14 protein-coding genes are annotated in these 15,431 nt (G+C 69.9%); 10 read left to right on the top strand and 4 right to left on the bottom strand.

The window, feature by feature from the left end; genetic code table 11:
- Nucleotides 1-6: 6 nt before the first annotated feature.
- Both Aru02nite_RS30890 and Aru02nite_RS30885 read left to right on the top strand, forming a co-directional pair.
- Nucleotides 7-897, top strand: coding sequence for an amidohydrolase family protein (locus Aru02nite_RS30890; protein WP_203663603.1), 891 nt, complete (start codon nt 7-9; stop codon nt 895-897).
- The gene (locus tag Aru02nite_RS30885) at nt 894-1,643 is read left to right on the top strand and encodes an amidohydrolase family protein (protein ID WP_203663602.1); all 750 of its coding nucleotides are present in this window, start codon (nt 894-896) and stop codon (nt 1,641-1,643) included. Before Aru02nite_RS30890 ends, Aru02nite_RS30885 begins: the two co-directional genes overlap by 4 nt.
- A gap of 350 nt (nt 1,644-1,993) precedes the next feature.
- Here Aru02nite_RS30885 and Aru02nite_RS30880 read toward each other — a convergent pair whose 3' ends face one another.
- Entirely contained in the window at nt 1,994-4,015 is a 2,022-nt protein-coding gene (locus Aru02nite_RS30880; protein WP_239077055.1) for an AfsR/SARP family transcriptional regulator, read from the bottom strand.
- Between the two features lie 27 nt (nt 4,016-4,042).
- Between Aru02nite_RS30880 and Aru02nite_RS30875 the strand changes: the two genes are divergently transcribed.
- Both Aru02nite_RS30875 and Aru02nite_RS30870 read left to right on the top strand, forming a co-directional pair.
- Nucleotides 4,043-4,921, top strand: coding sequence for an alpha/beta fold hydrolase (locus Aru02nite_RS30875; protein ID WP_203663601.1), 879 nt, complete (start codon nt 4,043-4,045; stop codon nt 4,919-4,921).
- Nucleotides 4,922-5,055: 134 nt separating this feature from the next.
- Nucleotides 5,056-5,481, top strand: a complete 426-nt coding sequence (locus Aru02nite_RS30870; protein ID WP_203663600.1) for a hypothetical protein — start codon at nt 5,056-5,058, stop codon at nt 5,479-5,481.
- 196 nt (nt 5,482-5,677) lie between these two features.
- Here Aru02nite_RS30870 and Aru02nite_RS30865 read toward each other — a convergent pair whose 3' ends face one another.
- Nucleotides 5,678-5,905, bottom strand: a complete 228-nt coding sequence (locus Aru02nite_RS30865; RefSeq protein ID WP_203663599.1) for a hypothetical protein — start codon at nt 5,903-5,905, stop codon at nt 5,678-5,680.
- 754 nt (nt 5,906-6,659) lie between these two features.
- Here Aru02nite_RS30865 and Aru02nite_RS30860 point away from each other — a divergent pair.
- Complete coding sequence (locus Aru02nite_RS30860) at nt 6,660-7,010, top strand: hypothetical protein (RefSeq protein WP_203663598.1); 351 nt, start codon at nt 6,660-6,662, stop codon at nt 7,008-7,010.
- A 170-nt stretch (nt 7,011-7,180) separates the two neighbouring features.
- On the opposite strand, the gene Aru02nite_RS30855 is transcribed toward Aru02nite_RS30860, so the two are convergent.
- Both Aru02nite_RS30855 and Aru02nite_RS30850 read right to left on the bottom strand, forming a co-directional pair.
- Nucleotides 7,181-7,795, bottom strand: a complete 615-nt coding sequence (locus tag Aru02nite_RS30855; protein ID WP_203663597.1) for a hypothetical protein — start codon at nt 7,793-7,795, stop codon at nt 7,181-7,183.
- A gap of 294 nt (nt 7,796-8,089) precedes the next feature.
- Nucleotides 8,090-9,268, bottom strand: a complete 1,179-nt coding sequence (locus Aru02nite_RS30850) for an ROK family transcriptional regulator (RefSeq protein ID WP_203663596.1) — start codon at nt 9,266-9,268, stop codon at nt 8,090-8,092.
- Between the two features lie 216 nt (nt 9,269-9,484).
- Here Aru02nite_RS30850 and Aru02nite_RS30845 point away from each other — a divergent pair, with 216 nt between their 5' ends.
- From Aru02nite_RS30845 to Aru02nite_RS30825, 5 genes are all read left to right on the top strand, one after another.
- The gene (locus Aru02nite_RS30845; protein ID WP_203663594.1) at nt 9,485-10,933 is read left to right on the top strand and encodes an ABC transporter substrate-binding protein; all 1,449 of its coding nucleotides are present in this window, start codon (nt 9,485-9,487) and stop codon (nt 10,931-10,933) included.
- 27 nt (nt 10,934-10,960) lie between these two features.
- Entirely contained in the window at nt 10,961-11,890 is a 930-nt protein-coding gene (locus tag Aru02nite_RS30840; RefSeq protein ID WP_203663592.1) for a carbohydrate ABC transporter permease, read from the top strand.
- Nucleotides 11,887-12,711, top strand: coding sequence for a carbohydrate ABC transporter permease (locus Aru02nite_RS30835; RefSeq protein ID WP_203663590.1), 825 nt, complete (start codon nt 11,887-11,889; stop codon nt 12,709-12,711). The genes Aru02nite_RS30840 and Aru02nite_RS30835 overlap by 4 nt, the downstream gene beginning before the upstream one ends.
- 55 nt (nt 12,712-12,766) lie before the next feature.
- Nucleotides 12,767-14,212 carry an aldehyde dehydrogenase family protein gene (locus Aru02nite_RS30830; protein ID WP_203663588.1) on the top strand — a complete coding sequence of 482 codons (1,446 nt, stop codon included), beginning with the start codon at nt 12,767-12,769 and terminating at the stop codon, nt 14,210-14,212.
- Nucleotides 14,213-14,326: 114 nt separating this feature from the next.
- Nucleotides 14,327-15,349, top strand: a complete 1,023-nt coding sequence (locus tag Aru02nite_RS30825) for a Gfo/Idh/MocA family protein (protein ID WP_203663586.1) — start codon at nt 14,327-14,329, stop codon at nt 15,347-15,349.
- The last annotated feature ends 82 nt before the right edge of the window (nt 15,350-15,431 follow it).

The following is a 15,431-nucleotide window of genomic DNA, read 5'->3' as shown; positions in this document are numbered from 1 at the left end:
ACCGTTGTGATCGTCGATGTCCACGCGCACACCCCCACCCACACCGGACCGGTACCCGACGCGGACCGGTTGACGTACCAGGGGTGGCGGACCGACCGACCGGTGACGACCACGAACTCGTGGGACGACTACGACGCCGCCATGGCCGACGCGGACGTCTCCATCGTGTTCAACATCGCGGTCGACGACCCGCTCGCGTCCACCGGGCTGGACTACCGTCCCGAGGACACGAACGCGGCGACACTGGCGTTCACCCGGGCCGCGCCGTCCCGTCGGGTCGGGTTCATGTCGGTGAACCCGACCCGGCCGGACGCGCTCGACCAAGCGGAGCGGTGGCGCGCCGAGGGCCTTGTCGGCATCAAGCTCGGCCCGAACTACCAGGAGTTCGACCCGCTCGGCGCGCCGGCGCTCGCACTGTACGGCTGGGCGGAGCGCGCCGGGCTGCCGATCCTGTTCCACCAGGGCGCATCGCCGATCCGGCACGCGCCACTGCGGTACACCTACCCGCTGGTCACCGACGAGGTGGCGCTGAGGTTCCCGGAGCTGCGCATCGTCATGGCGCACATGGGACACCCGTGGGGCAAGGAGACCGTCGTGACGATCCGCAAGCACCCGCACGTGTACGCGGACGTCTCGTCGATCTACCTGCGGCCGTGGGTGTGCTACGAGTCGCTGCTCGCGGCGGTCGAGTGGGGCTGCGCGGACAAGCTGCTGCTCGGTTCCGACTTCCCGATCGCGAACACCGGCGAGGCGATCGCCGGCATCCGCCGGGTCAACGACATTCTCGCCGGCACCGCGCTGCCACGGGTACCGGCGGAGCTGATCGAGAACATCATCCACGCCGACGCGCTCGGCGCGCTCGGCCTCACCGACGCGATCACCCGGGAGCCATGGTGACGATCTCCGGCGCACACGTCCTCGACGCGCACGTACGCATCGGTGCGTCACGGGAGGCGGCGCTCCCGGTCGACACCCTGCTGGCGACGATGAACCGGCTGGGCATCGACGCCGCGCTGATCGCCCCGCCGGAACGCTGCATCGCCTACCACAACGCCGAAGGCAACGCGCTGACCGCGGAGTCCGCCGCCGCATCCGGTGACCGGCTCCGCGCGTACGCGGTGGCCAACCCGTGGCGTGGCACCGACGCGATCGCCGACCTGGACCGGGCGCGGTCCGCCGGCGCGGTGGCGCTCGCGGTCGACCCCGTACTGCAGGGTTTCGACCTGCACGATGGGCTGCTGGATCCGTTGCTGCGCAAGGCATCGGAGTGGAACTGGCCGGTGTACGTGCGCACCGGCACGCCGCCGACCGCGTTGCCGCTGCCACTCGCGTCGCTGGCCCGGCGCCATCCGGACGTCACGTTCATCATGGGCCGCAGCGGCGCCACCGACTTCTGGATCGACGCCGTACCGGCGCTGCGGTACGCGCCGAACCTGCTGGCGGACACCAGCTACGCGCCGTGGGACACCGTACTGTCCGGCTTCGGCGCCGATCCCGCGGTCGGACCGGGACGCGTGGTGTTCGCCACCGACGCCCCGTACACGGTGCCGGACGTGGAACTGCAGCGCATCCTCGACTGGCCGCTGCCCGCAGCCGACCGCGCCCGAGTCCTCGGCGAGAACCTCGCTCACCTGCTGCCCTGACCACCAGGTCGGAACCGACCTCGCCGGCTTGCCGGAATCGCTGCCGCACACCGCAACGCGAGCGGCGGTGGTGCACGGCGGCGCCAATCCCGGCAACCTGCTGGCCGTGACACGTCAGCCGTGGCTTCCCATCGACGCCAAGCCCGTGCTGGGCGCCGATCCTGCCGGGTGACGTGCTCACCATCGCGATGGGCTCCGGCAGGGTGGGCGCCGTTCCCGCAGCGACACCGCTCGCGTTGGCGCTGCGGCCCTCTCGTGATCATCGCTCATATCGCCCAACAGCGGCACCCCGTACCTGACCAGCAAAGCACCACCGACGCCCCACCAGCCGGACCATTCCGCGCGAGCTCCTACTTTGCTCCGACGCATGCGTCCGCCTCTGCCAGGTACCGCGCCACCGGGCCCAGGGTCAGCATTCCGCTGGCGGCGCCGGCGTGTTCGGCGCGGGCATCATGCAGGGCGGTCGCAGCGTGCGCGGCGATTCCGCGCTCGTCGAGGCGGGTGGCGGCGTGGGCGGTCAGGCACCACATGGCCTCCTGCATGTGGTCGTGCGGTGGTTCGGGCGCTGCGGTGAGGGCGGCGCGGGCTTGCTCGGCCTGGCCTTGGGCGAGCAGTACGAGGGGGCGCGTCCAGGGCGTGTAGGGCCCCCAGTCGAGGTGTGGGTCGGTGGGCGCTGGCCGGTCGTGCAGGAGGCGCAGCCCCAGAAGCGCGAGGGGAAGGAGACCGCGGTGCAGTCCGGGCATTCCGGCGCTGCGGAGGGCGTGCTCGGCGGCGCGGTAGTGCTCTGCTGCTGTGGCGGCGGTCGGTCCGCCAGGTTCGGCGCTGCGGGCGGCCGTGGCCTGGGCCCTGTACCACCTGGTGAGGACGGGGACGAGGGGCGCCTCGGTGGTGGCGGCGAGCTGGTCGGCCGCGTTGGCGTGCGTCGTTGCGGTGTCGAGGTCGCCGAGGGCGGAGGCGGACTGCAGGCGGACGAGTCGGCCGAGTACGGCGAAGTTCGGCAGCTCGTGCCGGGTGGCCAGGTCCAGGATCTCGGCGCCGGTCCTGTCGCGTGCCGCGGCGAGCCCGGGGTGGGTGAAGGTCTGCAGGAACACCCCGTTGAGGGCGAAGGCCAGCAGGGCGGGATCGGCCAGGTGCCGTGCCAGCTCCTCGGCCTGACGGGCCGCCTGCTGCGCGTGCTTCAGCTCGGTCCCGGACAGGTCGGCGGTGCGGCTCTCGACGGCGACCGTGGCCAGGAGTCGGGCGCGCAGGTCGGCGGGGCCGTCCGGGCCGAGCCCGGTGAGGGTGCGTTCGGCAGCCGCGACGACGGCGCGGGACTGGTCGGGGTCGTCGGCCCGGCTCCAGATGGCGGGTACGTCGTAGGCGCCGATGATCCGGGCGGTCAGGGAAAGGTCTCCCGTGCGTTGCGCCGCATGGATGGCGGCGAGGCGGTCGCGCCGAGAGTGAACGAGGGCCTCCCCACCCGCCAGCGCGAGGGTACGGGCCAGATCCACGGTGGTGCGGGGGCCGAGCCGGACGCCATGGCCGGCCCACCCGCTACGGCCTCCGTCACGGGGTACCGAGCCCTGGAGGATGTCGGTCTCCAGGCGCTGAAGGTCGACGCTGGGGTCGAGTCCGAGTTGGTCAACGAGCATCGCCCGGGCGCGGCGGAGGCTGGCCAGCGCATCGGCCTGGCGGCCCGCGCGGTACAGCGCGCGGGCAAGGAGTTCCCAGGCCGGCTCGCGCCACGGATGTTCGGCGACGTGGTCGCCCAGCTCGGCGACGAGGTCGGCCCCTTCCCCGGAGTCGAGGAGGATGCGGGCGCGCAGTTCCACCGCTTCCAGCCTCAACTCCTCCAGGCGGGCCCGCTCGCGCAGCGCCCATGCGGAGCCGGTCACTTCGGCGTAGGCGGGTCCGCGCCAGGACGCGAGTTCCGTGCTGAGATCGGTCACCGCGTCGGGGTTGCGGCGGGTTCGAGCCAGGGTGTCCTGGAACCGGTGGACGTCGACGTCGTCGCGCGGCAGGCGAAGCGCGTACCCGGGACCTTCGGTGACGATGACGCGCGGCGGAGTGCGGGGTGGCCGGTCGGGTTCAAGGGCGCGGCGCAACGCGGCGACGAACGTACGCAACGCACCCACAGCCCGTGCCGGCGGGTCGGTCCACAGGTCGTCGACAAGGGTGTCGGTGGTGACCATCCGTCCCTCGGCGGCGACGAGCCGGGCGAGCACCTCACGGTGGCGGGGACCACCCAGGTCAGCAGGGCTGCCGTCGTCACGGAAGGCCCGCACCGCACCGAGCACGTCTATTCGCATGCCCCCATCCTCCGTGCCGAGAGCCGGCTGCGCCGACGGTACTGATCGGCTGCTGATTACCCGCGTCCACGCTGATCCGGTCACGTCCCCGACCTGAAAGGGTGCCTACTCATGGCGCTCACCAGTCCCGGCTTCGATCACCTCCGCCTGCCCGGCGCCAACGGTGTGGAACTCGCTGCAGCCGTCGGCGGCAGCGGCAGCCCGGTCGTGCTGTTGCACGGTTTTCCCCAGACCCACCTGATGTGGCGACACGTCGCCGAGCGGCTCGCTGCCGACCACACGGTGATCTGTCCTGACCTGCGGGGCTACGGCGCCAGCGACAAGCCGAACGCCACCGACTCCGAGGTGTACGCCAAGCGGACCATGGCCGCCGACGTCGTGACCCTCGCGGCGGCGCTCGGCCATGAGCGCTTCGCCCTCGTCGGCCACGACCGGGGCGCCCTGGTCGCCTTCCGGGCGGGATTGGATCACCCCGAGACCATCACGCACCTGGGCATCCTCGACGTCGTGCCGACGCTCGACATGTGGAACGTTCTGCATGGCGTCTCGGCTGCGGTCGGCTACCACCTCTTCCTGATGGCACAGCCGCCGGGCCTGCCGGAGACGATGATCGCCGCCAGCGCGGACACGTTCTTCGGCTCGTTCCTCGACGCCTGGGCCAACGACCCGACCGCCATGCCCGAGGACGTGCGCGCCGAGTACCTGAGCGCGAGCGCCGCGGCGGTGACCTCGATCGTCGCGGACTACCGGGCCTCGGCGGACATCGACGTCGTGCATGACCAGGCGGACCTGGACGCCGGGTCGCAGCTGGCCATGCCCGTGACGGTCATCCAGCAGGACTGGGGCGCGCAGCTGGGCTACGACGCTGCCGGGGTGTGGAAGGCGTGGGCGCCAGACCTGGACCACCGCCTGACGCGAGCGGGCCACTTCATGGCCGAGGAGGCACCCGAGGAGATCGCGGCGGCGATCCAGGGCCTGCTGGCCCGCTGAAGCGCATCACGCGCGCGACAGCGGCCATGAAAGACGCCTACCCGCGTCAGACGACAACGCTCAGCGATCACCGTCTCGCGGAGAATAGCCCAATCGGTCCGGTAACACCCGGCTGTTACGGTGTTCGCCACATCGTGACGATCACGGAGGTTGGGATGCGGGTAGGCGTCGGTGCGGGGCTGCTGGCGGTCGCGCTGCTCGCCGGAGGCTGTGCTGGTACACCCGTGTCGCTCGACTCCCGGCCGACGGATGAGGACTCCGCGCGCGACCTCGCCCGTACCGTCGCTGGCCGGGCGCACTGCGCGGGCTTCGAGGACTACCGGCTGGACGGCACGACCTGGCAGTTCACATGCCAGATAGGCGCGAGCGGTGAGCGCATGTTCGGCATCCGCATCACCAACAGCGCCACCGCGCAGGCCCGAGCGGCCCGGCGCCTCGCCGATCGCAGCACCCCGTATCGTGCCGGCCGATACTTCCTCGTCACCGAGTTCCTCGCTCCCGGCCGAACAAGCACCCCGGCGCACCTGACCCCGTTTCCGGGCCGGCTGGTCACGTCCTGACCTCGCGCCGAGCTGCTCTTGCCCGGTGAACCAGTGCAGCCAGGCGACGGTGCGGTCCGGCCCCCTCCATCCGGCCGTCGCCTAGCGGAGGGTCCTGTGTACACGAACTGGAAATGTAGGAGCCGAACGTACCGACGTAGAGCACTGACAGGATCCACAGCTGTGGCTGGCGGAGCGCCTCCCGCGCCGCGCTGCTCTATGCCAAGGAACTTCCAAGCGAAATTGGCGCGGCGCTGGCCACGGCCGCGACCGACTCGTTCACCAGCGCGCTGGCTTGGACCGGTGGCTCGCCGCACTGATCCTTCTCGCGGTAGCGATCTTCGCCGGCGTCATGCTCCGCGGAGTCTCCGCGCAGGCCGACCTTGCCGAGACCGATCACCGACAGCGGTAGCTCGGGAATCGGTGGCGAGCGGGCATATGACATGGCCGGTACTGCGCCCTGGACCCCGGTGCTTCAGGGCACCGGGATCGCCTCATTCCCTTGCTGCTGCTCGGCTATAGGTTGGCGCCCGGCGACCCACACGCCGGGTGAGGTCGGGGGAGACGCCTGGAGGAAGTCGGCGGCGTCGTGCCGGCCGAGGCGACGCCGACGGTCCTCGGGTACGTCTCGCTTCGGTCTCGCCGCGGCGCAGCGGCGACGGCCGGGAACCGCGGCCACGGCCGTCCCGACTGATACCGGTGTGCCGATGAGTGTCGTTGCGGTGTCGGGAGGTGGGCATGTCGTCAGTGGTCGGGGCTCCGCGGTCGGTGGAGCTCGCGGTGGGCGCGGCGGAGCGAACCCGGCGGTCAACCTGAGCGTGGTGTGTAGCGCAGGCTGAGGTCAGACGCGGCCGCGATACGAGACAGAGCGGCACGACTGGGGTTGGGTCGTCCAGTTTCCACGAGGCTGAGATGCCGCGGCAAGACAGCAGCGCCGTGCGAGAGCCATCTAGCTCTTGCGTCGCTCGGCACGCCAACGTTGATCAACGCCCGGGTCGCGGGCTGGTGTCAGCCCCGAGCGTCACCTGCTGTAGGCGCTCTCACCGTCTCATTCCCATCCAGCTTGGGCGATGATTCCACGACCTCTCAGGTCATCGACATTACTGTTCGGGCTCGCAAAGCTCGAGGTTATGAACCTCACTGCCTCCTCATCCCCGACGCCGCACGCTCAAGCAACGGATCGTTGGTTGCGGACAGTCTTGCTGGTCGACGCGGCCGTGACCGGAGCCAACGGAGTCGCCTACCTCGCCGCCGCAACGCTGTTGACCACGCCGTTGGGGCCGCCGGTGCCCCTGTTGCTGGGCATCGGCGTGTTCTTGGTCTGCTATGCGGTGGTCATCGTGCTTGTTGGCCGGGCGCGGCCGATCCCTGTTGTGGGCGCCTGGTTCGCTATCGTCCTGAACCTCGCCTGGACCACAGCATCGCTGACCGTGGCCTTCACAGCCGAACGGCTGACCGCGGCAGGCCGAATCTGGGACGTGCTGCAGGCGCTCGTTGTGCTCGGATTCGCGGTGGCGCAGATGATGGGCCTTCGCAAAGCTCGTCAGTGACCGTTCCGAAGATGGACCACGGGCCGGCGACCGCCGGGCGACTCGCCGGGCCGACCGGCCTGACCACCGGCGCGATCACCGGCATGATCCGCCGCCTCACCGACGCCGGTACCTCGCCGCCGACCGCGGCACTGTTCGCGGCGGTACAAGGCCGGCGCAGACAGCCGGGCCTACGGCAGTTGCGCCAGATAGTCGAATACCGCTGGGGAGAGTGCGCTCTCGTCCCGCTCGTCGTGGACAACCTCGAACCACGCGGTGTTCTCGACCCAGAACCTGTAGAGGAAGGACTCGAAGTCGTCGGCCACAGTGGCCAGCTCGAAGTTCAGGTGCGCGGCGGACGGCAGGGGCAGATCGTCGCCGTACCGCTGGCCCGCCGCGACGACTTGATGGCGTCCGTCGGAGAGAATGTGCAGGTACCAGAGGATGCAGTCCTGCGAGTCGGCGAGGACGCGGAGGAGACGGTCACCGTTGCCGAACGGGCCGGGGATCGTGGAGCGGCTGACGTCCCAGTAGCAGTCGGTGCAGGAGGGGATGGCCGCCTGCAGCTCGGGCTGGTCGAAGAAGGTGGTGACAACGTCCGGGATCTGCCGGCGTAGTGCTGTCGGCAGACGGTCGGCCCCCGCGCTTGCGCGAACCTTGCCCGGCGGCAGCCAGCCGAACGTCCCGTCGAAGAGGTGATCGGGCAACGCGGGGAGCTGGTCGACATCGTAGAAGCTGTATGTGCCGTCGCACCGGCGGTACGGGCCGAGGCCGACGCCCAACCATCCTGTCCGGAGGAAGTCCACGGCGACACCGTACTGGCCATCGACAAGGCGATCCGGGAGCAGGCTGGCCCGCGCGAACCCTCACCGACGCCAAACGCTTCTTCGGCTACTTCGACCCCCCGCCCAGGACCCCAACGCGACCCGCCACAGCAACACCTCCACCGTCCCGTCCGGACCGTGGCGCGCCAGTTGCCACCCGTTGGCCACTCCAACATGTTGATCAACGACGGCTGCGCGTGCAGCACCCGCACCGGCCAGCGGCCGGGCGGCACCGGCACGGCGTGTGCCTCCGCCCGGTGTGGGAGTGGGTGTGGCTCAGACGGTGAACTGAAGCTGGTCGGAGAGTACGAGGCCGGCGGCGCCGAGCAGGGCGGCTCGGTCGTCGTCACCGCCCAGTACGACGGTGGGGCGGCCGCCGGGGTGCTCCGGCACCAGGTCCCGCGCATGCTGCTGGATCGCCGTGGCGAACGGTTCGCCGCCACGGGCCGCATCGCCGTGCAGCACGTACCGGTTGGCGGCGAGGGTCTGTTGCAGGTTGGCGATGCCCACCGCGAGATTGCGCGCGTACGTGTCGCGCAGTCGCGCCGCCGCCGGATCCTTGGCGGCGAGCCGGCACAGCTTCGCGGTACTGATCCGAGCCGCGTCCGGCAGTCCGGCCTCGGCGGCGCGCCGCCGCAGCCAGTCGAGCGTCGCGATCGTCTCCCAGCAGCCGCGCCGGCCGCACCGGCACAGTTCCCCGTCCACTTGGACGAACGTGTGCCCGAGCTCGCCACCTGCGCCGGCCGGCCCCCGGTGCAGATGCCCGCCGAGCATCAGCGCGCCACCCAGCACCTCGCCGGTGTACAGCACGGCGAAGGTGCTGATCCCGCGACCGGGGCCGAACCATCTGTCGCCGAGTAGCAACGCGCGTGGATGGTGGTCGAGCAGCACCGGCAGGCCGATACGGCTGGCGAGCGCCGGGCCGAGCGCCAGCCCGTCGAGTGCCGGCGCGAGGTTGACCTCGACGATGCTGCCGCGGTCGGTGTCGACCATGCCACCGACGGCCACGCCGACTCCGAAGGGCGGGCGCTTCGCTGCGGCCAGTACGGCCTCCAGGGAGGCGCCGATGGCGTCGGTCGCCTCGCGTGCGCGGCGGCCGGTGACGGGCAGACGCCGGGTGTCCTGGGCGAGGATGTCGCCGGTCATCGAGACCAGCGCGGAGCGGACGCGGCCCTGCAACACCTGTACGGCGCCGATCGGGCTCGCGGTGGGGGACAGCGTCAGCGGGCGGGCCGGCTTGCCGCCGGCGCCGCCGGCCGGAAGTGGGGCACCTTCAAGCAGAAATCCGTTGTCCACCAACGGTTGCACGATGGCGGTGATGGTCGACCGGTTGACTCCGGTGTAGCGCGCCAGCTCGGCACGGCTGGTCGGGCCGAGGTCGAACAGCGCCTGGAGTACGCGCCCCCGATTGGCCCGGCCCACAACCGCGGCCGAGATCAGTGGTCGGGTCGGCATGTCGGTGGGTGGTGAGGTGGCCATGGCTGCTGTGCCCCGTTCGGATCACGTGTGGCTGCTGACCGTACCGGGTCCACGGTGTGGACTCTCCTTGACATCCTGCCCTGCCAGGTTAGTTTGAGCGAGTCCCGAACATACCAAACGCCGCAACGGTGCGTTGGTCGGGGAGACGCCGACCCTGCCCTGCACCCGCGGAGACGAGGGAGGAGGCCGCCAGTGCGACGACGTACTGCACTCCGCGCCGCCGCGGTCGGACTTGCCGCGGCCGGTACCGCCGCAGGGGCGAGCGGATGCGGCTCGGGCGACACCGATCCGAAACAGATCAGCGTGCTCACCGTGCAGGATCCGTTCTTCTACGCCGTACAGCGGCTGTTGCCGGAGTTCCGTCGGCAGACCGGCATCACCGTACGGTTGGAGGGGCTCGACTACGACACGCTGAATGCCCGCTCCACCAACGCTTTCCTCACCAAGCAGAACAGCATCGACGTGGTGTCGCCGGACTCGATGTGGCTGTCCCGGTGGGCCAACAGCGGCTGGCTCGTCAGCCTCGACGACCTGATCGCGCGGGACCGCGACGAGGTGCGGCCCGACGACTTCATTCCCAGTACGATCCACAGCCTCAGCGAATGGGGCGGGCACGTCTACACGCTGCCGGCCGCCGCGTACAGCCAGGTCGCGATGTACCGCACCGACGTGTTCGACCGGCTCGGCCTCGACGCGCCGCCACGGCGCACCGACCAGTCGTGGACCTGGGACGACTACCTCGACCGGGTACGGGCCATCGACGGACGCCGCGTCGGCGGCCGGACGATGCACGGCACGGTGGTGTCCGGTGCGGGCCCGCAACCGATCGTCCACATGTACTCGCAGCTGGCCGCAAGCAACGGCGCGCGCTGGTTCCGCTCGTTCCCGGGCTCGAAGCGCTGGGACTTCACCCCGACCCTCGACTCGCCCGAGAACCGCACCGCACTGAGCATGTTCCACCAGCTGTACCGCAACTCGCCGGCGGCTGCGGTCAACTACGTCTGGTTCGACGCCGGCACCGCGTTCAGCTCCGGCACCGTCGGGATGTTCTACTGGTGGACCCCGTACATCCGGCTCATCACGCGGACCACGTACATGGGGAAAGCGCAGTCGCCGGTCGTCGGGCGCTACGGGGTGGCGCCCCTGCCACAGCGGCCCGGCTATCCGCAGAAGACGAGCATCGGTGGCTATGCCTTCGGCATCAGCAAGTACTCGGCGAAACGCGAGTCGTGCTGGCGGTTCATCAAGTGGGTGACGAGCGCGGCGACGCAGCGGAAGATGGCGCTGCTGCCGGACAGCCTGTTCGCCGACTTCGCGCGGGCCTCGCTCTACGGCGACGAGCAGGTCACCCGCCAGTACCCGTTCCTGGACGTGCAGCTGCGCGGACTGCGGGACGGCGACGGCAAGGCGGTACGGCCGCCGAGCATGAACTACACCACGATCGAGGGCTACTACGGCCGGCGACTGAACAAGGTTCTTGCCGGGCAGGACAGCCCGGACAGCGCGTTGGCCGCGGTACAGCGGCAGGCCGTCGACACGATGGGCATCGACGGATTCCTGCCGTGGCCACGCGCCAGTTACCCGGACACCGTCGACCGCACCCGCGACCTGCTCCAGCGGCTGTCCGGCCGACCCAGCTGACCACGCCCCGCGGCGAAGGAGAGATCCGTGATCGTCTCGACCACTCGCGTGCCGGCGAAGGACCGATCGCGCACCCGACGCGGTTTCCTGCGCGGCCCGGCGCCGTGGCTGCTGCCCTCGATGGCTGTGCTGATCCTGCTCAGCCTCTACCCGCAGATCCAGGCGTTGCTCAACAGCGTTCGCCTGTACAACCTGAGCATCGCGTCGAACCCGTTGCGGTTCGTCGGCCTCCGCAACTTCGCGTACGCGTTCGCGGACGAGCAGTTCGTCGGTGCGATCGGCCGGACGATGCTGTTCGCGGTCGTCACCACCGGTGCGGAACTGTTGCTGGGCTTCGGTGTCGCGCTGCTGCTCAACAAGAAGCTGCGCGGGGTGAAACTCGCGCGCAGCCTGATCATCCTGCCGACCGCGATCGCCCCGGCCGTCGCCGGACTCGCGTTCCGCTACTTCTACCAGACGGACGGGATCGCGCCGACGCTGCTGTCCGCGGTCGGCGTGACACCGCCGGAGGCAGGAATCCTCGGTGACACCAAGACCGCGCTGGTGGGCATCATGGTCACCGAGGTGTGGCAGTGGACGCCGTTTGCCGCGCTGATCTTCCTTGCCGCCCTTCAGGGCGTACCCCGTGACGTGCTGGAAGCCGCGGCGATCGACGGTGCGGGCCGGCTTCGGACCACCTGGTCGGTGGTGCTGCCGCTGATGCGCTCGGTGATCGTGACGGTGGTGCTGTTGCGGTTCATCGCGACCGTCAATGTCTTCGACATCGTGTACGTGCAGACCCAGGGCGGGCCCGGCGACGCGACGACCACGTTGGGACTCAACATCTTCTACACCGGACTCACGTACTACAACATCGGCTACGCGTCGGCGCTGACCTGGCTGGTGACGCTGTTCGTCGCGCTGCTGATCAACGTGTACCTGCTGACCGCCGGTCGCAGGTCGGGAGGTCTGTCATGACCGCACGCCTGACCCGGGTGCTGTGGCACCTGCTGCTGCTCGTGGTGGTACTGGCGTTCGTCGCGCCGATCGTGTGGTTCCTGTTGCTCGCGATCCGGCCGCCGCAGAGCGGTACCGCCAGCTCGCACTCGCTGCTGTTCGTGCCCGACCTGAGCGCACTGAAGTACGTGTTCGTCTCGCCCGGCTCGGGCCGGTCCGCGCTGTGGGCGAGCCTGATCCAGGCCGGTGGCGCAACGCTGATCGCGATGCCGTTGGTGATCGGGGCAAGCTATGGGCTGACCCGCTTCACGTTCCGCGGCCGGTCCGTCCTGTCCACGTGGTACCTGGGGCTGATGCTGGCGCCGCCGGTGGTGTTCGTGCTGCCGCTGTTCGTCGTGCTGTCGAAGGTCGGCCTGATCGGCGGCAACATCGGCGTGATCCTCGCGTTCCAGACGTTCGCGGTGCCGCTGGGTGTATTGCTGCTGCGCGGTTTCTTCGCCGAGATCCCGGTGGAGATCGAGGAGGCGGCGCTGGTCGACGGCTGCGGCAGGCTCCGCAGCCTGGTCACCGTGGTCCTGCCGATGGTCGCGCCGGGACTCGTCGTTTCGGGTGTCTTCGTGTTTGTGTTCTGTTGGAACAATCTCATCTTCGCGATGCCGATGACCGGCGGCGACTCGGTGCCGCTGACCGTACGCGCGCTGAGCTTCTTCGCCACCTCCGGCATCTCGTGGAACTACATCGCGGCCACCTCGGCGGTCAGCATGGCCGTGCCGATGCTGCTGTTCTGGCTGTTCCGCCGGCACATCGTCAGCGGCCTCACCTTCGGCGCGGTCAAGGGCTAGTTCGCGCGGCCTCCGAATCGACGGCGGACCGTCAGCACTTTCGAGGGAGACCACAGTGGACACTCAGGGACTGTTCATCGGCGGCGAATGGGTGGCGTCGGACTCCGGTGAGACCTTCGCCTCGACGAACCCGGCCGACGGCACCCCGGTTGCGGTACTGGCCCGGGGCAGCAGGTCCGATGTGGACAGAGCCGTCGCGGCGGCGCACGCGGCGCTCGATTTCCGGTATACGCCGGTGTGGGAGCGGGCGGCGCTGTGCGAGCGGATCGCCGAGGCGCTGAGCGAACGGCGGGACGCGCTCGCCTCGGCACTCAGCGCGGAGCAGGGCAAGCCGCTGGCCACCGAGGCGTACGCGGAGGTCGGCACAGCGATCGACGGGTTCCTCTCGGCCGCAGCACATGTCAAGCACCTCGCCGGGGAGGCGTTGCCGCTCGCCGATCCGAACAAGCGCGCGTTGAGCCGGTACGAGGCGCGCGGTGTCTACGCGATCGTCACGCCGTGGAACTTCCCGGTCAACATCCCCACCGAGTACCTGGCGCCGGGCATCGCGACCGGCAACTGCCTGGTCTGGGTGCCGGCCCCCACCACGAGCCACTGCGCGGTACTGCTTGCAGAGTGCCTGGCCGGCGCCGGCGTGCCGCCCGGTGTCCTGAACCTCGTCACCGGCGACGGAGCGGTCGTGGGGGATGCGGCCGTCACGCACCCGGGTACGCATGCTGTCGGGTTCACCGGCAGTACCGCGACCGGGCGGCGGATCGCCGAGCGGGCGGCGGGCAAACCGCTGCTCCTGGAGCTGGGCGGGAACGGGCCGACGCTCGTGTTCGCCGACGCCGATCTGGACGCCGCCGCCGGATCGCTCGCGGCGGGTGCGTTCTTCAACGCCGGCCAGTGCTGCTCGGCAACCGAACTGGTCCTGGTCCAGCGGGGTGTCGCCGACGAGTTGGCGGAATTGCTGGTGGCACAGGCGAACCAGGTGCGGCTCGGCGACCCGAAAGCCGCCGGTACGACGATGGGGCCGCTGAACAACGCGCCGGTCGCAGCGAAGATGGACCGGCACGTCGCGGACGCCACCGCGCGCGGGGCGCGGCTGGTCGCTGGCGGCCACCGGGTACCGCATCTCGGCTCCGAGCTGTACTACGCGCCGACCGTGCTGGCCGACGTGAGCCCCACCGCGGAGGTGTACGTGGAGGAGAGCTTCGGCCCGATGCTGCCGTTGGTCGTCTTCGACACCGAAGCCGAGGCGATGGCGCTGGCGCACGGCGCGCAGTTCGGGCTCGTCGGATCGGTGTGGACGCGCTCCGCCAGCCGCGGTTTCCGCGTCGCCGAACGCCTGCGTACCGGCATCGTCAACATCAACGAGCACTCCGGGTACTGGGAGATCCACGTGCCGTTCGGCGGTGGCAGCGGTACCGGCAGCGGAGTGGGTCGGCTCGGTGGCATGGCCACGCTGGAGGCGATGACCGACCTGAAGACCATCACGTTCGACCTGAACCGGTTCTGAGGCATGTCCCGACGTCCGCGCGGGACCTCGGGACAAGCCCGGTCGGCAACGCAGAACCGTTCCCTGCCAAACGATCCCGACTTTGCTGCGGGAGAAACACCTAGGAGGACACACATGCCGGAGAAGCTCAAGGTCGGCGTCGTCGGACTCGGCATCTGGGGACAGAACCACCCGATGGTGTACGACGACTACGAGCGCGCGGAGTTGGCGGTGGTGTGCGACCTGGACGCCGAGAAGGCGAAGAGCGTCGCGGCGAAGTACGGCTGCGAGTGGACCACCGACGTGCGGGAGCTGGCGGCGAGCGACGTCTCGACGTTCAGCGTCGCCACGCCGGACCACGCGCACTCGGCGCCGACCCGTACCCTGTTGGAGGCGGGTAAGAACGTCCTCGTCGAGAAGCCGCTGACCACGGATCTGGCCCAGGCAAAGGAACTCACCGAGCTGGCCGAGTCGAGCAGCGGACTGTCCATGGTGGACTTCCATCTGCGCTGGGACCCGCAGTGGGGTCTGATCAAGGAGACCGTCGACGCGGGCGGGATCGGTGCGCCGGTGATGGGCTACATTCGCCTGTCCGACGCGATCGAGGTGGCGGAGAACTGGCTCGGCTGGGCCGGCAAGTCCGGACCGCACTGGTTTCTGTACCCGCACACCATGGACATGATGTGCTGGGTGCTCGGACAGCGCCCGAAGTCGGTGTACGCGCGGGGTCACAAGGGCGTTCTGGCCGCGAAGGGCGTCGACACGTGGGACTGCATCCAGACGATGGTCGAGTTCGAGACCGCGAACGTCACGTTCGAGACGTCCTGGATCGTGCCGGACGCGAATCCGAGCGTCCTGGACTGCCACATGTCCCTGTACGGCGAGGCCGGCAAGATCGACTACGACCAGGACTACAGCGGCATCTCGTTCGTGACCGACAAGTACACCTACCCGTGGGTTCCGTTGGGGCGCAAGAACCGTTGGGGGAAGCTGGACCACTACATGTACCAGCCGATGCGGTACTTCGTGGACTGCGTGCTGGACGGGGTCACGCCGGAGGGCACGTTCCGTGACGGGTTGGAGAACGTGGCGATGATCGAGGCTGCCCTGCGCTCGCTGGAGACAGGTGCCCCGGTGGCAATGGACGACCTGCGCTGATGACGACTCCACAGTGGACATACGAGTGCGCCGGGTGCGGCGCCGGCTATCCGTCGTCGCATGTCGGGCACTGCGCCGGGTG

It is taken from the genome of Actinocatenispora rupis, assembly GCF_016861975.1.
GTDB lineage: Bacteria > Actinomycetota > Actinomycetes > Mycobacteriales > Micromonosporaceae > Actinocatenispora > Actinocatenispora rupis.
The sequence above is the reverse complement of the archived record's forward strand: the minus strand, read 5'-3'. Positions and strand labels throughout refer to the sequence as shown.

Bases quoted from the DNA above. Each gene is read 5' to 3' on its own strand.
- Aru02nite_RS30825 (WP_203663586.1), top strand. From the start codon at position 14,327: ATGCCGGAGAAGCTCAAGGTCGGCGTCGTCGGACTCGGCATCTGGGGA.
- Aru02nite_RS30850 (WP_203663596.1), bottom strand. From the start codon at position 9,268: ATGCCGACCCGACCACTGATCTCGGCCGCGGTTGTGGGCCGGGCCAAT.
- Aru02nite_RS30835 (WP_203663590.1), top strand. From the start codon at position 11,887: ATGACCGCACGCCTGACCCGGGTGCTGTGGCACCTGCTGCTGCTCGTG.
- Aru02nite_RS30875 (WP_203663601.1), top strand. From the start codon at position 4,043: ATGGCGCTCACCAGTCCCGGCTTCGATCACCTCCGCCTGCCCGGCGCC.
- Aru02nite_RS30865 (WP_203663599.1), bottom strand. From the start codon at position 5,905: ATGTCATATGCCCGCTCGCCACCGATTCCCGAGCTACCGCTGTCGGTG.